The sequence below is a fragment of the Streptomyces sp. TAA204 genome (assembly GCF_000424965.1).
The window spans coordinates 229,537-249,518 of record NZ_AUKW01000009.1; the positions used below are offsets into that span (position 1 = coordinate 229,537).

A 19,982-nucleotide genomic window follows, 5' to 3' on the forward strand; every position below is an offset into this window, starting at 1 on the left:
CCGGTACCGCCTCCGCTCCGCATCTCCTCCGTCTGAGCGCCCCCCGGCGGGGCACCCGAACAGATGACGGACGGACACCCCGGGGCGGAGGCACAAACGGGCAGTTGACGTTCGGAGCTTGTCCGACACCACCGACATCTGGTCCGCTGTGCTCATGCGACTCGCTTTCTCCACCCTTGGCATCCCAGGTCTTCCCGTTTCCGACGCCGTCCGGCTCGCCGCGGACAACGGCTTCGAGGGCCTGGAACTGCGTGCGCATCCCGAGGAACCGGTGCACCCGGGGCTCTCGATCGCCGAGCGGGTCGACGTGGTGGAGGAGTTCAAGGCCGCGGGGGTGGAGATCCTGACCGTCGCCGGGTACGCGAAGGTCGCCGAACCGGGTGACGACGAAGCAGTACTCGCACGGACGCGCGCCCTGCTGGAGCTCGCGCGCGACCTGGGCGCGTCCTACGTACGGGTCTTCCCCGGCGGCGGGGACAGCGGCCCCGAGGAGGCCGACGCGACGGCGGCCCGGCGGCTGGCCGCCATGGCACCGGTCGCCGCGGACCTGGGCGTGCGCATCCTGCTGGAGACGCACGATTCGCACAGCACCGGCGAGGACGCCGCCCGCGTCCTGGCCGCCGTGGGACATGCCTCCGCGGGCGCGCTGTGGGACGTGATGCACACCTGGCGCGGCGGGGAGGACCCGGCCACCAGCCACCGTCTGCTCGCGCCGTTCCTCGGCTACGTGCAGGTCAAGGACATCGCCTCCGCCGAGGACACGACGCCGCTGCCGCCCGGCGAGGGCGTACTGCCGCTGCGTCAGGTCATCGGACTGCTGACACACGCGGGCGAGGCGGGCGACCCGATCGGGGCCGTCGGCACGGCGGGGACGCCGTCGGCGGGAGCCCGGGCGGACACCGCCAGGGGGTGGCTGTGCTGGGAGTACGAGAAGCGCTGGTACCCGGAGATTCCGGAACTGCCCGCGCTGCTGCCGGGCGTACGGGACCACCTGCGGGGCCTGCTCGCGCAGTCGTCAGGCGGGACACCCGACGACATGCAGGTGCCCGGCCCGGGCTGAACGCGCCCGGGCCGGGCACCTGTTGAGCGCTACGACCGGCGGACCCGGCCCGCCCCGACCCGGCCCGCCCCGACCCGGCCCGGCCCGGCCCGGCGGCCGGACCGGCAGCCGGGACGTGCCGGCGGTTCACGCTCCTACGGGCGCAGCACCCGCTCCTGCTCGACCGGCCGGTCCAGCTCGGCGTCGCGCTTCGTCAGCCGCTTCGGCTCGGCACCCTCCGCCGGTTCCACGCCTGCCCACTTCAGCAGGGCACTCGTGGCGGCGGCACGGTCGTCCTCGTTCAGCTTGGCGATGTTCGCGCCGTGGTTGGCTCCGGGGGCCACGTACACGTGGGAGTCCTCGGTGCCCTTGCCGACGGTGAACGGCTCCGCGCTCCAGGGGTCGTTCTGACCGTTGACGAAGAGCATCCGGGAGGCGTTGGAGCGCACCCACCTGTCGATGTCCTTCATCGCCCTGCGGTCGAACTTCATGGGGATGTCGCGGGGCACGTACGTGCGCGGCGTGTTGAGGCCCGGGTACTTGCGCACGTCGTCCAGGAGGGGCGACTCGTAGTCGGGCGAACCCATCTGGGTGCCCGCCTGGTAGTAGTACGGCGTGTAGTACTCGATGCCCTGGTCGGTGCCCGCGCTCCAGCCGCCGACCTCGTCGGCCCAGGTCCACAGCTCCTCGGTCCCGGCGTCCTCGGAGGGCACGTCCGCGCACTCCTCCTCTTCGAGGTGGTACTGCCAGAAGCCCCACACCAGGTCCTGCGCGACGAGTTCGAACGCCTTGTCCGCGCTGCCGGCCAGCTTGAAGGTGTAACCCTCCTCCTTGGCCCACTTCTTCAGCCGCGGCACCATCTCGTCGCGGCGCTCGAAGATCTCGTGCTGCGTGGAGTTCAGACGGTCACGGCACTTCTTGGAGCCGACCTCCTCGAAGAAACGGTAGTAGGCCGAATCCTCCTTGTTGTTCACGTCGTTGGGCGCGACGTAGGCGACCGTGCCGTCCATGTCCCGGGGGTGGAAGCGGCGGTAGTACGTCGCCGTCATGCCGCCCTTGCTGCCGCCGGTCGAGATCCAGCGCTCACCGTAGATCTTGTTCAGCGCCTTGAAGATGCGGTGCTGGTCGTCGGCGGCCTGCTTGATGTCCAGCTTCGACCAGTCGGCCGGGTCCGGCCGGGACGGGGTGAAGTAGCGGTACTCCATCGACACCTGGTTGCCGTCCACCATCTGCGTCGGCTCGCTGCGCGAAGGGTTCTCGCTCAGCCCGTACCCGGAGGTGAAGAAGATCGTGGGGCGGTCCTCGCCCTTGTGCAGCAGCGAGATCCGCTGCTTGAAAGTGCCCTTCGAGGGCTTGCGGTGGTCCACCGGCTGTTCGTAGTCGAGGAGGAAGAAGCGGTAACCGTCGACCGGCTTCTCCTCGATGAGGCTCATCCCCTTGACCGCGAGTATGCGGTCCTTGATGTCGGTCTCCGCCGCTGTGGCGGCGTTCACCGACCCTCCGCCGACGCCGACGGTGCCTATCAGCACCGTGAGCGACAGCAGCCATCTGAGGGTTCTTCGCATGCGCTCTCCCCTGGATACGGCAAAGGTCGTGGCGAACCTACCGGCGCGGATGCCCCACCGCCAGACCTGATCGCCCGTACGTGAGACGCGGCATAGAGTGCTGCGCATGACGGACTCCGGGAACACACCCCTCGTCACCGGGCCCCGCGGGATGGCGCTGCTCTCCTTCCACGACGCCCGCCAACTCCCGGAGGACGCACGGTTCGAGGACGCCCCCACGCGATACGTGCTGGTCGTGCTCCGGCACGGGGGACGTGTGCTGATGGTCTGGGAGCGGGCCCGGGAGTGCTGGGAGCTGCCCGGGGGCGGCATCGAGCCCGGTGAGTCGCCGCGTGCGGCTGCCGTACGGGAGTTGCGGGAGGAGACCGGTCAGCGGGTCGCGCCGGAGGACCTGCGCTTCGCCGGGCACACCCGTACCGCCCTCGGAGCCGCCGGACGGGTGCTCTACGGCGCGGTGTTCACGGCCGAGGCGACCGATCCGTGCGAGTTCACCGCCAACGACGAGGTCTCGGCGGTGCACTGGCGGGCCGGCACGGAACCGCTGCCGGGCGGCGGCACGGTGCAGACCGTCGACGAGTACATCGTGGAGCTGTGCCGCACGGCGGCCCCCTGACGCGCGGGGCCGCCGTCGGTCCGCCCGTCAGACTTCCGACCCCTGGGTCTGCGCCGGGACCTTGCGGAGTGAGGCCGGGCCTCCCTCTCCGGCGAAGGTGCGCCACAGCCGCGCGTAGTGCCCGTCCTGCCGCAGCAGTTCGGCGTGTGTGCCGTCCTCGACGACCCGTCCGTGGTCGAGGACGACGATCCGGTCGGCCCGTGCCGCCGTCGTGAGCCGGTGCGCGACGACGAGAGTGGTGCGCGTGCCCGCCAGCCGGTCGGTCGCCCGGTTGACCATCGCCTCGGTGGCCAGGTCGAGCGCCGCTGTCGCCTCGTCCAGCAACAGGACGTCCGGGTCGACCAGTTCGGCGCGCGCCAGCGCGATCAGCTGCCGCTGGCCGGCCGAGAGGTTGCGCCCCCTCTCGGCGACGGTGTGCAGATAGCCGCCGCTGAGCGTGGCGATCATCTCGTGGGCGCCCACCGCCCGTGCCGCCGCCTCCACTTGGGCGTCCGTGGCGTCCGCACGGCCGTAGGCGATGGCGTCGCGCACCGTGCCAGGGAAGAGGTAGGGCTCCTGCGGCACGACACCGAGCCGGTGCCGGTAGGCCGGCAGGTCCAGCGTGCGCAGGTCCGCGCCGTCGGCCAGCACGGCGCCCGAGGTGGGGTCGTAGAACCGGGCGACCAGCTTGACCAGGGTCGACTTGCCCGCGCCGGTCTCACCGACGAAGGCGACGGTCTGGCCGGCCGGAACGGACAGGTCGATGCCGGTCAGCGCCTCCTCCTCATGGGTGCCCCCGTCCGCCGTGGCGTAGCGGAAGTGCACGTTCTCGAAGGTGATCTCGCCGCGCAGCGGGCCGGGATCGCGGGGGTTCCCGGGTTCCGGCGTGGTGGTCTCCTCCCTCAGGAGCTGCTGGATGCGGCCCAGCGACACGGACGCCTGCTGGTAGCCGTCGAAGACCTGGGAGAGCTGCTGCACGGGCGAGAAGAACAGCTCGATGTAGAGGAGGTAGGCGACCAGTCCGCCCGCCGTGAGGGTTCCCGCGTCGATCCTGCCCGAACCGACGACGAGCACCGCCGCGGTGGCCAGCGAGGCGAGGAGCTGGACGAACGGGAAGTACACGGAGATCAGCCACTGACCGCGCACCCGCGCCTGCCGGTAGCCGTCACTGCGCCGGGTGAACCTGTCGGTGCCCCGCTCCTCGCGACGGAACGCCTGCAGCATGCGCAGCCCGGCCACCGACTCCTGAAGGTCGGCGTTGACCACGCTGACCCGCTCCCGCGCGAGCTCGTACGCCTTCACGCTGTGCCGCCGGAAGTAGACCGTGCCGACGATCAGCACCGGCAGCGTCGCGAAGACGACCAGGGCGAGCTGGAGGTCGAGCACGAGCAGCGCGACGAGGATGCCGAGGAAGGTGAAGACGGAGACGACCGCCGTGACGAGCCCGGTCTGCAGGAACGTGGAGAGGGCGTCCACGTCGGTGGTCATCCGGGTCATGACGGCGCCGCCCAGGTGGCGCTCGTAGTAGTCCAGTCCGAGTCGCTGGAGCTGCGCGAAGATCTTCACGCGCAGCGCGTACAGGACACGTTCTCCGGTGCGGCCCGTCAGCCGCATGGCGACGTACTGCGCCGTCCACTGGCCGAGCACCATGACCAGCGCCACCGCGGACGCCGTCCACACCGCGCCGAGGGCTGACTTCTGGACGCCGTCGTCGATGCCGTTGCGGATCAGTACGGGCAGCGCCAGCCCGAACGCCGCGTCGAGCGCGGCGAAGAGCAGCGCGAAGGTGAGGGCGGCGCCGAAGCCGTGCAGCAGGCGGCGCAGACCGTAGGACCTCTCCGCCTGCTCCGCGCGTTCCTCGTCCACTTCGGGGACGTCGTCGGCGGGTGGCAGCGCGGCCACCCGCTCGAGGAGTTCGGGACTCCCGGGCATCGCGGCCAGTTCGGCGGCGAAACCTCCGGGACGTCCGGACTGGGCGGCGCCGAGGTCGGGACGTCCGGACGGTCCGTCGGCACTGCCGCCCTCGTCCTCCCCGCGCACCCACAGCTCTGGGGTGACACCGCGGTCCGCGGCGTCGCCCTCCCCGGGGGAGGCGGCTGCGGCGGAAGCGGGCGCGACGGGAGCGGCTGCGGCGGAAGCGGACGCGACGGGGGCGGCCGGGCCGGAGGCGGCGAGGCCCGCCGGGTCCCGCTGGACCTCGCCCAGTTCGTCGGGGTCGGTCAGCAGCCGGCGGTAGAGGGCACAGCGCGCGTCGAGTTCCTCGTGGGTCCCCACGTCGGCGAGCCGTCCGCCGTCCAGTACCGCGATCCGGTCGGCGAGAGCGAGCGTGGACTGCCGGTGCGCGATCAGCAGGGTGGTCCGTCCCGCCATCACGCTGCGCAGCGCCTCGTGGATCTCGTGCTCCACATGGGCGTCGACGGCAGAGGTCGCGTCGTCGAGGAGGAGCAGCCGCGGATCGGTCAGGACGGCGCGGGCGAGCGCGATGCGCTGGCGCTGGCCGCCGGAGAGGGTGAGTCCCTGCTCGCCGACCGTGGTCCCGTAGCCCTCGGGCAGCTCCGCGATGAAACCGTCCGCCTGTGCGACGCGTGCGGCGGCCTCGATCTGCTCGCCGGTCGCGTCGGGGGCGCCGTAGGCGATGTTGTCGCGGATCGTCTCGGAGAAGAGAAAGCTGTTCTCGGGTACGAGCCCGATGGCGGAGCGCAGCGAGCCCAGGCTCAGATCGCGTACGTCGTGCCCTCCGACCCGGACGGCGCCGCCCGTCACGTCGTAGTAGCGGGGCAGCAGCAGCGAGAGGGTGGACTTCCCGCTGCCGCTGGAGCCGACGACGGCGACCGTCTCGCCGGGCTCGACACGCAGCCGGAAACCGTCCAGGACGCGTCCGGCGGTCTCGTGCTGCTCGTAACCGAAGGTGACGTCGTCGAACTCCACGGACGCCTCCGCCCCGGCGGGCAGTTCGTACGCGTCGGGGCGCTCGCTGATCTGCGGCTCGGTGTCGATCAGATCGTAGACGCGCTCGACGCCCGCGCGTGCCTGCTGCCCGACGGTCAGCATCATGGCGAGCATCCGTACGGGCCCGACGAGCTGTGCGAGGTAGGTGGAGAAGGCGACGAACGTACCGAGTGTGATCTCGCCCCGCGTCGCCATCCAGCCGCCCAGCGCCAGCATGCCGACCTGACCGAGGGAGGGCACGGACTGCAGGGCCGGGGTGTAGCGGGCGTTGAGGCGCACGGTGCGCAGCCGGGCGGCGAACAGCTCGCGGCTGATGTCGCGCAGCTTGCGCTTCTCCTGCCGCTCCTGTCCGAACCCCTTCACCACCCGCACGCCGGTGACCGCCCCGTCGACGACGGAGGCGACGGCGCCGGCCTGCTGCTGGGCGTACCAGGTCGCCGGGAAGAGGCGTTTGCGGCTGCGGTCGGCGATCAGCCACAGGGACGGGAAGACGGCCAGCGAGACGAGGGTCAGCAGCGGCGACAGCGCGATCATCACCACGAGGGCGACGGCGAACAGCAGCACGTTGCCGATCATCATCGGCAGCATGAACAGCAGGCTCTGCACGAGCTGCAGATCGCTCGTTCCCCGTCCGACGACCTGTCCCGTCGACAGCTCGTCCTGGCTGCGCCCGTCGAGCCGGACGATGGCGCGGTACATCTCGGTGCGCAGGTCGTGCTGCACGTCCAGGGCGAGCCTGCCGCCGTAGTAGCGGCGGGCCCAGGTGAGTACGTAGACGACGAGTGCGGCGGCGATCAGCAGGCCGATCCACAGCACCATCCGGGAGTCACCGCCCACCACGACCTCGTCGATGATGAACTTGGTGAGCAGCGGCACGAGCGCCATGACGCCCATGCCTGCGAGCGAGGCGCCGACCGCGAGCACGACGGCGCGCTTGTAGCGCCAGCAGTATCCCGCCAACCGCCGCGCCCACCTCTGCTGTCCGGCCGCCGCTTCCGTCCCCGTCACCCTGTCTCCCTCGCTCTCCGGCCGCACACGCTGCCGCCGAAGGCTCAACGTCCCGGCGAGAGGAATTCATCCCGCCGGGCGCGACGCGCGGCGAAGACCCGACCTGAGACCTAAGTCCTGTCCGGCACGAGGGCGGCGTCCGCCGCGAGCGGAGCGGGATCTGCACGCGGCGGGGCCCGGAGGGTTACCGGCAGTCCCGTGACGCTGCGGATAACGGTTCTTGTTGAGTTGGCACGAAGCTTCGACGAGATCCTCACACACCCGTTAACGTCCCAGGCACCTTGAACATGTGTGCGGAGAGGGGGGCGGATGCAGTCCGCCATCACGTCGGGGCGGACGATCGGCACAACGCTGGTCGTTCTAGCGGTCGTAGCCACGCTTTCTGCTCTGCTGCTGCCCATTCATTTCTTCGACGGGAACCGGACCATCGCGATCGCGCGGTCGGGCTGGGAGGACGACGGCAAGGGAACCTGGAAGACCGAGTACGGGCCGCTCACCGCACTCGACCGCGACTTCGTGCAGAAAGTGCGGACCTCGGCGATGTGGGAGGTGCCCGCCGGCCGTTCCGCCAAGGAACGCGGAACGCGCAAGTCGGTGAAGGCTGTGGGCGACGAGCTCGTCGAGGACTACACGGACCTGGACAAGCGCGCCATCGACGTGGGCCGCACACTGGGTGTCTCACTGCCCGCGAAGCCCGCCGGCCCTCAGCAGGAGAACCTGGACGCCCTGCGCCAGGCCCGGGGCGAGAAGTTCGACGAGGTCTTCGTCAACCAGGTGCGCAAGCAGGCCGGCCAGGATCTCTCCCTCATCGCCCTCGTACGTGACCAGACCCGCAACTCCCTGATGCGGACGCTGGCGACCCGGGCCAACGCCGCCGTCCTCAGTCACCTCACGTCCGTGGAGGAGACGGGGCTGGTCGACTTCGAATCCCTGCCGCAGGTCGAGTAGCGCCCCACCGGGGGCACCGTGACCCCGCCGCGCGGCCTGCCGCGGCTGAGCCGCGCCTCCGGCACCGGTCCGGGTACGGGTGCCCGGTGCGTACAACCGGGACGGTCCTGGGAGCGCGGAGGCTCTCCCGGACCGTCCCGGCGGGAACGTCCATGGAATCGCTGACAGGTTGGCACCCCCCACAGGGCCGGCCCTGTCGCCGTCATGTGACGTTCCCATCCCGCGGGACCGCACTGCGGAGTCTGTCGGGATATCCCGCTCGATGCACGGCCGACCGACCAGAATCAGTAACGTTTCGTGTTAAACCAGACTCATACAGTTACCGCTTACTGTGTGTGGCCGCCGTCACACGCACCGCTCCCACCAGCCACGTTCCACGGACCGAACGCCGCACTGATCGGCACTTTGTGCAAGCAAGCGCATACACTCCGTTCCGAATACGGCTGGAAACAACCCCGTGTCCGCTGCTCGAACCGCTTCTCGAAGCTCTCCGGGAGGAGCCGGAGGCACCTCTACCCGCCGGTTCCCGACTCCCCGCCGGCCCGCTGCCCGGCGATCTGCCGAGCCATGACCGTCGTCAGCTCGTAGGCGGTGTGCGAGGCGGCGACCGAAGTGATCTCCGCGTGGTCGTAGGCGGGGGCGACCTCCACCAGGTCGGCGGAGACGAGCCGGCAGGCGGCGAGCCCGCGGATGATCTCCAGCAGTTCACGGGAGGTGATGCCGCCCGCCTCCGGCGTGCCGGTTCCGGGCGCGTGGGCGGGGTCCAGGACGTCGATGTCCACCGAGATGTAGAGGGGCCGCTCGCCGATGCGCTCGCGCAGCTGCTGGGTGACCTCGTCCACACCGCGGCGCATCACGTCGGCCGAGGTGACGATCCCGAAGCCCATCTTCGCGTCGTCGTCCAGGTCCTTCCTGCCGTACAGCGGCCCGCGCGTACCGACGTGCGAGACGGCGGAGGTGTCCAGCAGGCCCTCCTCGAAGGCCCGCCGGAAGGGCGTCCCGTGCGTGTACGCGGCCCCGAAGTAGGTGTCCCAGGTGTCCAGATGGGCGTCGAAGTGCAGCAGGGCCACCGGCCCGTGCTTCCTGGCGACCGAGCGCAGCAGCGGCAGGGCGATCGTGTGGTCGCCGCCGAGCGTCATCATCCGGGCGCCGCTGTCGAGGATTCCGTCCGCGGCCTCCTGCACGGTCTCGACGGCCTCGTCGATGTCGAAGGGGTTCGCGGCGATGTCCCCCGCGTCCGCGACCTGGGCCAGCGCGAAGGGCGAGGCGTCCTGCGCGGGGTTGTAGGGGCGCAGCAGGCGGGACGCCTCACGGATCGCGTTGCCGCCGAACCGTGCGCCGGGACGGTAGGAGACCCCCGTGTCGAAGGGGACGCCGACGACGGCGACGTCCGTGCTGCCGCCCACCTCGTCGAGGCGCGGGAGCCGCGCGAACGTCGCGGGACCCGCGTAGCGCGGAACCCGTGAGGAGTCCACGGGTCCGGCCGGTTCGCTCAGGGGGCCTCGGGCGGGCTGCTGGGACTGTTCGGGCTGCTCCGCAGTGTTCATGAGGGCGAGCGTAGGCGGCCTGTTCGCCACTCTCGTTGGACGTATCTGAGGACGCCGGGCCGGCTTTTGTCCGTCACGTACACAACGTGCGCCGGGTGGCGAAGGCAGGACCGGCGGCCGGCCGCGCCGGCCAAGGGTGACAATGGCGTCATGCCCATATTCGCCGCCGCCGCACCCGCCAGATCCGAACTGATCGACCACCTGGTCCGCACCCGCATCGCGGGCGACGTGGCCACCCCCCGGGAGAACAACCTGTCCCACTACCGCAAGCTCGCCAACGGCGACCGGCACTACTGGCTCGGCCTGGAACTCGGCGACCGCTGGGGTGACGAGCAGGACGTCCTGGCCGTGATGGCCGAGCGCTGCGGCGTCGTCGACGATCCGGACCACCGCCGGGGCCAGGACACCATCGACCCCGAACTGACCGTCGGCGCGCTGGACCGGGCGGCCGCGGAACTGCGCAAGGCGGCGGAGGGACAGCGGCGCGTGCTGTTCGCGACCGGCCACCCCGGCGCGCTGCTCGACATGCACGGCGCGCTCGCCCGCGCGCTGCACGACGCCGGGTGCGAGATCGTGCGCGTACCCGTGGGCACGTACGCGGACGAGGGCGTGGTGGTGCAGTTCGGCGGGGTGTCCGTGTGGGAGCGGGGCGCGTCCCTGTGGCACACCCACTCGCCGGAACCCATGGCCCAGGTGCTGGCCGGGCTGCGGCGGGCGGGCGAGCCCGTGCCGGACCTGGTGGTGGCGGACCACGGCTGGGCGGGCCGCGCGGCGCAGGAGGGCATCGAGGCGGTGGGCTTCGCCGACTGCAACGACCCGGCGCTCTTCCTCGGCGAGGCCGAGGACACGCTCGCGGTGGCGGTACCGCTGGACGACCACGTCCCCGACCCCCGCTTCTACGAGCCGATGACGGCGTACATGCTCGCCGCGGCACAGCTCGACGGGGCCTGAAAGCACCTCACCCGCCCCACGGCTCCCACCCCGCAGCTCCCGCCCCGCGGCACCGACTCCACGGCACCACTCCGCAGCCCCCTCCGGGGACTTCCGCCCCGGGTGTCACCCCTGCGGAAAAACGGTTTGCCGCACCACGCCCAGCGGCATAGCGTCACGGCCATGTCCGCAGCCTTCCAGGCGATCATCAACGGTGTGCACGCCGCCGCGCGGTGCACCGGCTGGGGCTTCCCCCAGCGCGAACTCCGCCCGCGCGACCGGCGCCAGGCCCTGGCCGTCCGCCAGGACGCCTGAAGCGTCCCGGTCCCCGCGCTGCCGCATCGCGCCCCGCGAGCGAATCCGCGCACTCCGTCCGGCCTGACGGCTTCCCCTCCGATCACCCCCTGATCCGAGACGCGTCCCGCGCACGTGCACAGGGCCTCCGGTGTCCCTTTCAACCGGACAGGCCCGGCCACGCCATGCCCGCCGGCGGCCACCCGGCCGTGCGGCACACGCCCCTGCCCCGGGTGCGCCCGGCGCCGCGCCGCCCCGCCTGTCCTTCACCAGAGGACTTCGCCGTGGCACACCGCCGCAAGACGCTCTCCCAGAACTTCCTCCACGACCCCGCCGTCGTACGCCGCATCATCCGCTGCTCCGCGCTTCCCCCCTCCGCCCTGGTGGTCGAACCCGGCGCCGGCCAGGGGATGCTGACCCGCGTCCTCGCCGACGGACGGCGCCGGGTCATCGCCTACGAACTGGACGCACGGCTGGCCCGCCGGCTCTCGGGCCGGCTCGGCGGCCTGCCGGAGCTGCGCCTCGTCCACGGGGACTTCCTGCGCGCACCCGCGCCGCGCGAACCCTTCTGCGTGGTCGGCAACATCCCCTACTCCCGCACGACCGGCATCGTCCGCTGGTGCCTGGCCTCTCCGTGCATGACGTCCGCGACGCTGCTGACCCAGTTCGAGTACGCCCGCAAGCACACCGGCGGATACGGACGCTGGCCGCTGCTGACCGTACGCACCTGGCCGGAGCACGAATGGCGGCAGCTCGGGAGGGTGAGCCGCAGCGCGTTCACCCCGGTTCCGCGAACCGACTCGGCGGTGCTGCGCATCGAACGGCGGCCCCGGCCACTGGTGCCCTCCAAGCTGCTGCCCGCCTACCGCGACTTCGTCGAGTGGGGCTTCACCGGCGTGGGCGGTTCGCTCGCGGCGACGCTCTCCCGCCGGTACCGCACGGCGCGGGTGGCTGCGGCGCTGCGGCGGCAGGGTCTGGAGGTGTCCGTGCCGGTGGGGCTGGTGAGCCCGCGCCGGTGGCTGGGGCTGTTCGAGGAGCTGGAAGGCTCCTGAGCCGGTCGGCCGTTCGTACGGGCGGCGCGCGAGCCGCCCGTACGGGGCCGGGCGGGGGCACCGCCCGTACGAGCGGCCGCGCGTCAGCGGGCCGGCGCGTCAGCGGGCCGGCGGGTCAGCGCGGAACCCTCAGCACACCCTCCTGGATGACGGAGACCGCCAGCCGGCCGTCACGGGTGAAGATCTGGCCCCGGCCCAGGCCCCGCCCGTTCTGCGAGGTGGGGCTGGTCTGGTCGTAGAGGAGCCATTCGTCCGCGCGGAAGGGACGGTGGAACCACATCGCGTGGTCCAGGCTCGCCCCGACCACGTCGCCCACGGCCCATCCGCCCCTGCCGTGCGCCAGCAGCACGGAGTCCAGCAGCGTCATGTCCGAGACGTAGGTGGCCAGGCAGATGTGCAGCATCGGGTCGTCGTGCGGTCCGTCGAGCTTGCCGTTGGTGCGGAACCACACCTGGGAGCGCGGTTCGCGCGGCTCTCCCCTGCTGGCGAACGGGGGCTCACGCACGTACCGCAGATCGACGGCCGCGCGTGCCTTCATCAGCCGCTGCGGCACGTCCGAGCCCCGGAAGAGCTCCTCGTACCGCGGCAGCATCTCCTCGGGTGTGGCGAGCGTCTCCGGATCGGGCGCCGCAGGCATCGGTTCCTGGTGATCCAGCCCGTCCTCGTGGCACTGGAAGGAACTCGAGAGGTGGAAGATCGGCTGGCCGTGCTGGACGGCGACGACCCTGCGGGTGGTGAAGGAACGTCCGTCCCGGATGCGGTCGACCGTGTAGACGATGGGGGCGCCCGGGTCGCCGGGGCGCAGGAAGTAAGCGTGCAGGGAGTGCGGAAGGCGCCCTTCGGGCACCGTCCGGCAGGCGGCGACCAGTGCCTGCGCGGCGACCTGCCCGCCGAACACGCGCGGTACGACCGCTTCCCTGCTGTCGCCCCGGTAGATGTCCTGCTCGACCCGCTCCAGATCGAGCAGGCCGAGCAGGGAGGTCAGTTCATTGCTCATGCGGGCGATTGTGCACGTCGAGGGCTACCGGCGGTTACGGCACAGATCACAGTCCGGGCCGAAGCAGCGTGCCTCACAGCGGGCGCGTTGGACACCGGGGTCACAGGCCCATGGACTTGGCCACGATGGAGCGCATGACCTCGCTGGTGCCGCCGTAGATGCGGGAGACCCTGGTGTCCGCGTACAGGCTTGCGATGGGGTATTCCAGCATGTAGCCGTACCCGCCGTGCAGCTGCAGGCACCTGTCGATGACCTTGGCGGCCAGCTCGGTGGTGAACAGCTTCGCCGAGGCGGCGTCCGCCGGCGTCAGCTCGTCCGCGTCCAGCGCGTCCAGGGCCCGGTCGCACACGGCCTGCATGGCGTCCACGTCCGCCTTGCAGTCGGCCAGCACGAACTTGGTGTTCTGGAAGGAGGCGACCTCCCGGCCGAAGACCGTGCGCTCCTTGACGTACTCGTGCGCGAACCGCACGGCCGCCGCCGACATGGCGTACGCGCCGACGGCGATGCCCAGCCGCTCCTGCGGCAGGTTGTGCGTGAGGTACGAGAACGCCTTGCCCTCCTCGCCGAGCAGGTCGCCGACGGGGACCTTGACGTCGGTGAAGGAGAGTTCGGCGGTGTCCGAGGAGCGCAGACCGAGCTTGTCGAGCTTCCTGCCCACCGCGTAGCCCTCGCTCGTGGCGTCCACGACCAGGATCGAGATGCCGCCGCGGCGGTCCTCGGGGTCGGGGGGCGAGGTGCGGCAGCACACCAACACGCGGTCCGCCTGCACACCGCCGGTGATGAACGTCTTCGCACCGTTGAGCACGTAGTGGGTGCCGTCCTCGGAGAGCCTGGCGGTGGTCTTCATGCCCGCCAGGTCGGAGCCGGTGCCGGGCTCCGTCATGGCGATGGCGGTCATCATGTCGCCGGAGACGAAGGAGGGCAGCCACCGCTGCTTCTGCTCGTGCGAGCCGTACTTGAGGATGTAGGGGAGGCACAGCGCCGTGTGCACGCTGGAGCCGCCGAAGCTGACGCCCGCCCGCGCGCACTCCTCGGTGATCACGGCGTTGAACTTGAAGCTCTCCTCCCCCGCGCCGCCGTACTCCTCGGGGACCTCGATGCCGAAGACACCCAGCTCGCCGAGCTTCTTGTAGAAGTCCCGCGGCACGTGGCCCTGTTCGGCCCACTCCTGGTAATGGGGAACGACCTCGGCCTGGATGAACTCCCGGATCGTCCGACGGAACGCCTCGTGGTCCTCGTTGAACACCGTGCGACGCACTGGCACGCCTCCTCATGTCCGGCTGTCGTGCGCCAGCCGCCCCGGTCGCCGGCTCCCCGGCCGGCGCCGCCTATGGCTAAGCGCTTGCTCAGCTTTCAAGCTACCCACGAGTCACCTCACCTGTCCAGTGGTGACGGCCGCACCCGCACGCCCGGACGGCGCCGGCGGCGCGGACGGCTGGACGGCCTGCCCGGCGGCCCGCACGGGGGCCTGCCCGGCGGGCGGGGACGCCGCAGGCGCTGCGGCCAGGGCCCCGCGGGCGAGCCTGTGCAGCAGGGCGGCCGTCGTCGCACGGTCGGGCAGCGCGGAGGGACCGCTCAGGTGGGGCGTGGAGTTGAGCAGCCCGAAGACCGTGTGCACGGCGACGCGGGCCTCCAGCTCCGTCAGCTGCGGATACACGGCCTGCACAGCGGCGACCCACAGCTCCACGTACTGCCGCTGGAGCTTGCGCACCTGCTTGCGGTCGCTGTCGCGCAGCCGGTCCAGCTCACGGTCGTGCAGCGTGATCAGCGACCGGTCGTCCAGCGCGAAGTCGATATGGCCCGCGATCAGGGCGTCGAGGGCGGCCTCCGGTGCGAGGCCGGCGGTCGCCGACTCCTCCACGCGCGTGCGTCCGCCCTCGTGCAGCCGCTCGCTGATGCCCACCAGGAGCTCGGCGAGCATCGCGTCCTTGCCCGCGAAGTGGCGGTAGAGACCGGGGCCGCTGATACCCACGGCGGCCCCTATCTCGTCGACTCCGACACCGTGGAAGCCGCGCTCGGCGAAGAGGCGGGCGGCTTCCCGCAGGATCTGCTCACGGCGGGTCGGGGCGGACCCCTTCTGGGTGCTCATGGCCTCCATTCTAGACAGGCGGGTTAGCGAGCGTTAACCTGAAGAGGCCGGTTAATAACCGTTAACCGTTTCCGTGATCGGGGCGTCCTGGCGGGCGCGGGTCCAGGAGCAGAGGGGCGAGGGGGCGCGGCGTGAGGAACGAGCAGTCGCAGTCGGCACAGGCACCGACCCCGGCGGAGCTGTCCGCGGAGGTACCGGCAGAGGTGGCCGCTGCGATGTCGGCGGAGGCCCCGGCGCTGAGCAGCGGGATCGATCCCGCTTCGGAAGCCTGCCGGACCAATGAGGCCGCCCACCGGGAACTGGCCTCCCGGCTGCGCGAGACGCTGGCCACGGCCCGGCTCGGCGGCGGTGAGCGCGCCCGCGCCCGGCACACGGCCCGGGGCAAGCTCCTCCCGCGCGACCGGGTGGACGCGCTGCTCGATCCGGGCTCGCCGTTCCTGGAGCTGGCTCCGCTCGCCGCGGAGGGAATGTACGGCGGCGCTGCACCGGCGGCGGGCGTGATCGCAGGCATCGGGCGGGTGGCCGGCCGCGAGGTGGTCGTGGTCGCCAACGACGCCACCGTCAAGGGCGGTACGTACTACCCGATGACGGTGAAGAAGCATCTGCGCGCCCAGGAGGTCGCGCTGGAGAACCGGCTGCCGTGCGTCTATCTGGTCGACTCCGGCGGCGCCTTCCTTCCCATGCAGGACGACGTCTTCCCCGACCGGGAGCACTTCGGCCGCATCTTCTACAACCAGGCGCGGATGTCGGGCGCGGGCATCCCGCAGATCGCGGCGGTGCTGGGTTCGTGCACGGCGGGCGGCGCGTATGTGCCCGCGATGAGCGACGAGGCGGTGATCGTGCGCGAACAGGGCACGATCTTCCTGGGCGGCCCTCCGCTGGTGAAGGCCGCGACGGGCGAGGTCGTCACCGCCGAGGAGCTGGGCGGCGGCGAGGTGCACAGCAGGGTCTCCGGCGTGACGGACCATCTCGCCGAGGACGACGCCCACGCCCTGCGCATCGTCCGCCACATCGCGAGCACCCTGCCCGAACGGGGGCCGCTGCCCTGGTCGGTTCGGCCCCCGCAGCCGCCGGCCGTCGATCCCTCGGGGCTCTACGGCGCGGTCCCGGTCGACTCGCGGACGCCCTACGACGTGCGGGAGGTCATCGCGCGCGTGGTGGACGGCTCCCGCTTCCAGGAGTTCAAGTCCGAGTTCGGCACGACACTGGTGACCGGCTTCGCCCGCGTCCACGGCCACCCCGTCGGCATCGTCGCCAACAACGGCATCCTCTTCTCCGAATCGGCCCAGAAGGGCGCCCACTTCATCGAACTGTGCGACCAGCGAGGCATCCCCCTGCTCTTCCTGCAGAACATCTCCGGCTTCATGGTCGGCCGGGACTACGAGGCGGGAGGCATCGCCAAGCACGGCGCCAAGATGGTCACGGCCGTGGCCTGTACGAGGGTCCCGAAGCTGACCGTCGTCATCGGCGGCTCGTACGGCGCGGGCAACTATTCGATGTGCGGCCGCGCCTACAGTCCGCGCTTCCTGTGGATGTGGCCGAACGCGAAGATCTCGGTGATGGGCGGCGAGCAGGCCGCCGCCGTCCTGGCGACCGTCAAGCGCGACCAGATGGAGAGCCGCGGCGAGGAGTGGAGCGCCGAGGAGGAGGCGGACTTCCGCGCCCCGGTCCGCGCGCAGTACGAGGAGCAGGGCAACGCCTACTACGCGACGGCCCGCCTGTGGGACGACGGCGTGATCGACCCGCTCGAGACCCGGACGGTCCTGGGCCTGGCGCTCACGGCCTGCGCCAACGCACCACTGCCACGCAAGGACCCGGCGGATCCCGCCTTCGGCGTCTTCCGGATGTGAGGGGACTGGACTGTGACCATGTTCGACACCGTGCTGGTGGCCAACCGCGGCGAGATCGCCGTACGGGTGATCCGCTCCCTGCGAAAGCTGGGCATCACCTCCGTCGCCGTCCACAGTGACGCGGACGCCGACGCACGGCACGTGCGGGAGGCGGACACGGCCGTGCGCATCGGGCCGGCGGCAGCCTCCGCGAGCTATCTCTCGGCGGAGCGGCTCCTGGAGGCCGCGGCTCGCAGCGGCGCACAGGCGGTGCATCCGGGATACGGCTTCCTCGCGGAGAACGCGGCCTTCGCGCAGGCCGTCACCGAGGCGGGGCTGGTCTTCGTCGGCCCGACGTCCGCGGCCATCGAGCTGATGGGCGACAAGATCCGCGCCAAGGAGACGGTACGGGCAGCGGGCGTGCCGGTCGTGCCGGGCTCGTCCGGCGGCGGGCTGAGCGACGGCGAACTGGCCGGTGCGGCACGGGAGATCGGCATGCCGGTGCTGCTCAAGCCCTCCGCGGGCGGCGGCGGCAAGGGCATGCGGCTCGTGCGCGACGAGGCGGCGCTGCAGGAGGAGATCGCCGCCGCGCGGCGCGAGGCCCTGGGTTCGTTCGGGGACGACACCCTCCTCGTGGAGCGCTGGATCGACAGCCCGCGCCACATCGAGATCCAGGTCCTCGCGGACGGGCACGGCAACGTCGTGCACCTGGGCGAACGCGAGTGCTCCCTGCAGCGCCGCCACCAGAAGATCGTGGAGGAGGCGCCGAGTCCTCTGCTGGACGAGGCGACCCGCGCGTCGATGGGCGAGGCGGCCGTGGAGGCTGCCCGTTCCTGCGGCTACCGCGGCGCGGGCACCGTCGAGTTCATCGTCCCGGGCGGCGAGGCGGCCGCTCCCCGCGAGGGCGGCGCCCGTCCGTACTACTTCATGGAGATGAACACCCGTCTCCAGGTCGAGCATCCGGTCACCGAGCTGATCACGGGCGTGGATCTGGTCGAGTGGCAGCTGCGGGTGGCCGCCGGCGAGACGCTCCCCTTCGACCAGTCCGGCATCACCCTCTCCGGACACGCGGTGGAGGCGCGGATCTGCGCGGAGACCGCTCTCCTGCGCCCGGCCCCGCGCGCGGGGAGCGGCCCCGGCGCCGAGAGCGACCGCGTGGACTTCCTTCCCTCCGCGGGCAGGGTCCTGCTGCTGCGGGAGCCGGGCGGCGCGGACAGCGCTCAGGTGCGCACCGACTCCGGGCTCCTGCCCGGCACCGAGGTCGGCACGACGTACGACCCCATGCTGGCCAAGGTCATCGCGTACGGTCCGGACCGTCCCACCGCGCTGCGCCGGCTGCGCTCCGCACTCGCGGAGACGACGGTGCTCGGTGTGGAGACCAACACCGGCTTTCTGCGGCGGCTGCTGGCGCACCCCGACGTGGTCGCGGGCGCCCTCGACACCGGGCTGGTCGACCGTGCGGCGGCGTCACTGGTGCCGCGTGAGGTGCCGGACGAGGTGTACGCGGCGGCCGCGTTGCTGCGCCAGGCGGCGCTGGAGCCAGACGGTCCCGCGACCGGCTGGCAGGACCCCTTCTCCGTACCGTCGGGCTGGCGTCTGGGCGGCGAACCGGCGTGGACGCCGCACCACTTGCGCGTACCGGGACACGACCCGGTCACCGTCCGCGTGCGGGGGCGCCTCCACGACGCGCAGGTCCGCGTCGGCGACGGCGATCCGCGTACGGCCCGGATCGGCGAAAGCCCCCAGGACCGGATGCGGCTGGAATGGGACGGGGTCACGTTCACCTTCACCCACGCCGCCGAGGGCGCGGGCCACTGGCTCGGCCGCGACGGCGACAACTGGCACATACAGGACCACGACCCCGTGGCGGCGGCACTGCGCGGAAGCGCGGGCGCCCACGGTGCCGATGCGCTGACGGCGCCCATGCCGGGCACCGTCACCGTGGTGAAGGCCACCACCGGGGAGAAGGTCACCGCGGGTCAGAGCCTGCTCGTCGTGGAGGCGATGAAGATGGAGCACGTCATCACAGCCCCGTACGACGGGACCGTCACGGAGCTGGACGTCAGCACGGGCAGCACCGTCGCCATGGACCAGGTGCTCGCCGTCGTGGAGCCGCACGCCGCTGTTCCGGAGCCCGGCACCGGGAAGGAGGAGCAGGCATGACCGAGGGGCTGCCCATGTCCTTCCCGGCGTCCGGGCTGCCGTCCCGGGTGCGCATCCACGAGGTCGGCCCCCGGGACGGCCTGCAGAACGAAAAGGCGACCGTGCCGGTCGAGGTGAAGGCCGAGTTCATCCACAGGCTGCACGGGGCCGGGCTGACCACCGTCGAGGCCACCAGCTTCGTGCGCCCCGAGTGGGTGCCCCAACTGGCCGATGCCGAGGCGCTGATGCCGCTCATCGGTGATCTCCCGCCCGAGGTGCGCCTGCCCGTCCTGGTGCCCAACGCACGAGGGCTGGAGCGGGCCGTGGCCCACGGCTGCCGCGACATCGCCGTGTTCGCCAGCGCCACCGAGTCCTTCGCCAAGGCGAACCTCAACCGCACGCTGGAGGAGTCCCTGGCGATGTTCGAGCCGGTGGTCGCCCGTGCCGTGAAAGAGGGACAGCGGGTACGCGGCTATGTCTCGATGTGCTTCGGCGATCCCTGGGAGGGCCCCGTACCGCCCGCCCAGGTCGTACGGGTCTGCCGCGCGCTGCTCGACATGGGCTGTGCCGAGCTCAGCCTGGGCGACACGATCGGCACCGGCACGCCCGGACACGTCTCCGCGCTGCTGTCCGCGCTGGACGGGGCGGACGTGCCCGTCGAGCGCATCGCCGTGCACTTCCACGACACCTACGGCCAGGCACTCTCCAACACGCTCACCGCGCTCCAGCACGGCGTCACCACGGTCGACGCCTCCGCGGGCGGCCTCGGCGGCTGCCCGTACGCGAAGAGCGCCACCGGAAACCTCGCCACCGAGGACCTCGTCTGGATGCTGCAGGGTCTGGGCATCGCCAACGGGGTCGATCTCGACCGCCTGACGGCCACAAGCGGCTGGATGGCGGACCGGCTGGGCCGACCCAGCCCCTCCCGCACCGTGCGCGCGCTCACCGGCGCGGACGCCGGTCAGGGCTCCCGCCAGCACTCCCACAAGGAGCAGTGACCA

At 71.7% G+C, this 19,982-nt stretch carries 15 protein-coding genes; 9 read left to right on the forward strand and 6 right to left on the reverse strand.

All coding sequences use genetic code 11. The features are described from left to right. The first annotated feature begins 154 nt into the window (after positions 1-154). The gene (locus H343_RS30865; RefSeq protein ID WP_051265357.1) at positions 155-1,060 is read left to right on the forward strand and encodes a sugar phosphate isomerase/epimerase family protein; all 906 of its coding nucleotides are present in this window, start codon (positions 155-157) and stop codon (positions 1,058-1,060) included. A gap of 134 nt (positions 1,061-1,194) precedes the next feature. Here H343_RS30865 and H343_RS0115660 read toward each other — a convergent pair whose 3' ends face one another. Further along, positions 1,195-2,604: a S28 family serine protease gene (locus tag H343_RS0115660; protein WP_028431928.1), complete on the reverse strand. Its 1,410-nt coding sequence runs from the start codon at positions 2,602-2,604 to the stop codon at positions 1,195-1,197. Between the two features lie 106 nt (positions 2,605-2,710). On the opposite strand from H343_RS0115660, the gene H343_RS0115665 reads away from it, so the two are divergent. Then, entirely contained in the window at positions 2,711-3,217 is a 507-nt protein-coding gene (locus tag H343_RS0115665) for an NUDIX domain-containing protein (protein WP_028431929.1), read from the forward strand. A gap of 27 nt (positions 3,218-3,244) precedes the next feature. Here H343_RS0115665 and H343_RS0115670 read toward each other — a convergent pair whose 3' ends face one another. Further along, the gene (locus tag H343_RS0115670; protein WP_028431930.1) at positions 3,245-7,153 is read right to left on the reverse strand and encodes an ABC transporter ATP-binding protein; all 3,909 of its coding nucleotides are present in this window, start codon (positions 7,151-7,153) and stop codon (positions 3,245-3,247) included. Between the two features lie 309 nt (positions 7,154-7,462). Between H343_RS0115670 and H343_RS0115675 the strand changes: the two genes are divergently transcribed. Then, positions 7,463-8,101 carry a DUF4142 domain-containing protein gene (locus H343_RS0115675; RefSeq protein ID WP_037903868.1) on the forward strand — a complete coding sequence of 213 codons (639 nt, stop codon included), beginning with the start codon at positions 7,463-7,465 and terminating at the stop codon, positions 8,099-8,101. Between the two features lie 512 nt (positions 8,102-8,613). Here the strand turns inward: H343_RS0115675 and speB are convergent. Further along, the gene (speB, locus tag H343_RS0115680) at positions 8,614-9,648 is read right to left on the reverse strand and encodes an agmatinase (RefSeq protein WP_051265312.1); all 1,035 of its coding nucleotides are present in this window, start codon (positions 9,646-9,648) and stop codon (positions 8,614-8,616) included. Between the two features lie 150 nt (positions 9,649-9,798). Here speB and H343_RS0115685 point away from each other — a divergent pair, with 150 nt between their 5' ends. The 3 genes from H343_RS0115685 to erm all read left to right on the forward strand — a co-directional run bounded on the left by H343_RS0115685 (position 9,799) and on the right by erm (position 11,924). After that, positions 9,799-10,599, forward strand: a complete 801-nt coding sequence (locus H343_RS0115685) for a phosphatase (protein WP_028431933.1) — start codon at positions 9,799-9,801, stop codon at positions 10,597-10,599. 162 nt (positions 10,600-10,761) lie between these two features. Next, positions 10,762-10,893, forward strand: a complete 132-nt coding sequence (locus H343_RS35940) for a hypothetical protein (RefSeq protein ID WP_486586914.1) — start codon at positions 10,762-10,764, stop codon at positions 10,891-10,893. 263 nt (positions 10,894-11,156) lie between these two features. Further along, entirely contained in the window at positions 11,157-11,924 is a 768-nt protein-coding gene (gene erm / locus H343_RS0115695; protein WP_028431934.1) for an ErmE/ErmH/ErmO/ErmR family 23S rRNA (adenine(2058)-N(6))-methyltransferase, read from the forward strand. Between the two features lie 115 nt (positions 11,925-12,039). Here the strand turns inward: erm and tesB are convergent, their stop codons facing one another. The 3 genes from tesB to H343_RS30870 all read right to left on the reverse strand — a co-directional run bounded on the left by tesB (position 12,040) and on the right by H343_RS30870 (position 15,019). Continuing rightward, on the reverse strand, positions 12,040-12,921 hold the full coding sequence (gene tesB, locus H343_RS0115700; RefSeq protein WP_028431935.1) for an acyl-CoA thioesterase II: 882 nt from the start codon (positions 12,919-12,921) through the stop codon (positions 12,040-12,042). Between the two features lie 100 nt (positions 12,922-13,021). Next, positions 13,022-14,179, reverse strand: a complete 1,158-nt coding sequence (locus tag H343_RS0115705) for an acyl-CoA dehydrogenase family protein (RefSeq protein ID WP_028431936.1) — start codon at positions 14,177-14,179, stop codon at positions 13,022-13,024. Positions 14,180-14,290: 111 nt separating this feature from the next. After that, entirely contained in the window at positions 14,291-15,019 is a 729-nt protein-coding gene (locus H343_RS30870; protein ID WP_051265314.1) for an SACE_7040 family transcriptional regulator, read from the reverse strand. A gap of 206 nt (positions 15,020-15,225) precedes the next feature. Between H343_RS30870 and H343_RS0115715 the strand changes: the two genes are divergently transcribed. The 3 genes from H343_RS0115715 to H343_RS30880 are packed head-to-tail and all read left to right on the forward strand — an operon-like array spanning position 15,226 to position 19,979. After that, entirely contained in the window at positions 15,226-16,860 is a 1,635-nt protein-coding gene (locus H343_RS0115715) for a carboxyl transferase domain-containing protein (RefSeq protein WP_028431937.1), read from the forward strand. 18 nt (positions 16,861-16,878) lie between these two features. Then, a complete protein-coding gene (locus H343_RS30875) occupies positions 16,879-19,002 on the forward strand; it encodes an ATP-binding protein (protein ID WP_037903870.1) in 2,124 nt (707 codons plus the stop codon). After that, a complete protein-coding gene (locus H343_RS30880; RefSeq protein WP_037903872.1) occupies positions 18,999-19,979 on the forward strand; it encodes a hydroxymethylglutaryl-CoA lyase in 981 nt (326 codons plus the stop codon). The genes H343_RS30875 and H343_RS30880 overlap by 4 nt, the downstream gene beginning before the upstream one ends. The last annotated feature ends 3 nt before the right edge of the window (positions 19,980-19,982 follow it).

Excerpts from the sequence above, each read along its gene's own strand:
- H343_RS0115665 (WP_028431929.1), top strand. The coding sequence starts at position 2,711 with ATGACGGACTCCGGGAACACACCCCTCGTCACCGGGCCCCGCGGGATG.
- H343_RS0115685 (WP_028431933.1), top strand. The coding sequence starts at position 9,799 with ATGCCCATATTCGCCGCCGCCGCACCCGCCAGATCCGAACTGATCGAC.
- H343_RS0115715 (WP_028431937.1), top strand. The coding sequence starts at position 15,226 with ATGTCGGCGGAGGCCCCGGCGCTGAGCAGCGGGATCGATCCCGCTTCG.
- H343_RS0115660 (WP_028431928.1), bottom strand. The coding sequence starts at position 2,604 with ATGCGAAGAACCCTCAGATGGCTGCTGTCGCTCACGGTGCTGATAGGC.
- speB (WP_051265312.1), bottom strand. The coding sequence starts at position 9,648 with ATGAACACTGCGGAGCAGCCCGAACAGTCCCAGCAGCCCGCCCGAGGC.
- H343_RS0115675 (WP_037903868.1), top strand. The coding sequence starts at position 7,463 with ATGCAGTCCGCCATCACGTCGGGGCGGACGATCGGCACAACGCTGGTC.
- H343_RS35940 (WP_486586914.1), top strand. The coding sequence starts at position 10,762 with ATGTCCGCAGCCTTCCAGGCGATCATCAACGGTGTGCACGCCGCCGCG.
- H343_RS30875 (WP_037903870.1), top strand. The coding sequence starts at position 16,879 with ATGTTCGACACCGTGCTGGTGGCCAACCGCGGCGAGATCGCCGTACGG.
- H343_RS30880 (WP_037903872.1), top strand. The coding sequence starts at position 18,999 with ATGACCGAGGGGCTGCCCATGTCCTTCCCGGCGTCCGGGCTGCCGTCC.
- H343_RS30865 (WP_051265357.1), top strand. The coding sequence starts at position 155 with ATGCGACTCGCTTTCTCCACCCTTGGCATCCCAGGTCTTCCCGTTTCC.
- H343_RS30870 (WP_051265314.1), bottom strand. The coding sequence starts at position 15,019 with ATGGAGGCCATGAGCACCCAGAAGGGGTCCGCCCCGACCCGCCGTGAG.
- tesB (WP_028431935.1), bottom strand. The coding sequence starts at position 12,921 with ATGAGCAATGAACTGACCTCCCTGCTCGGCCTGCTCGATCTGGAGCGG.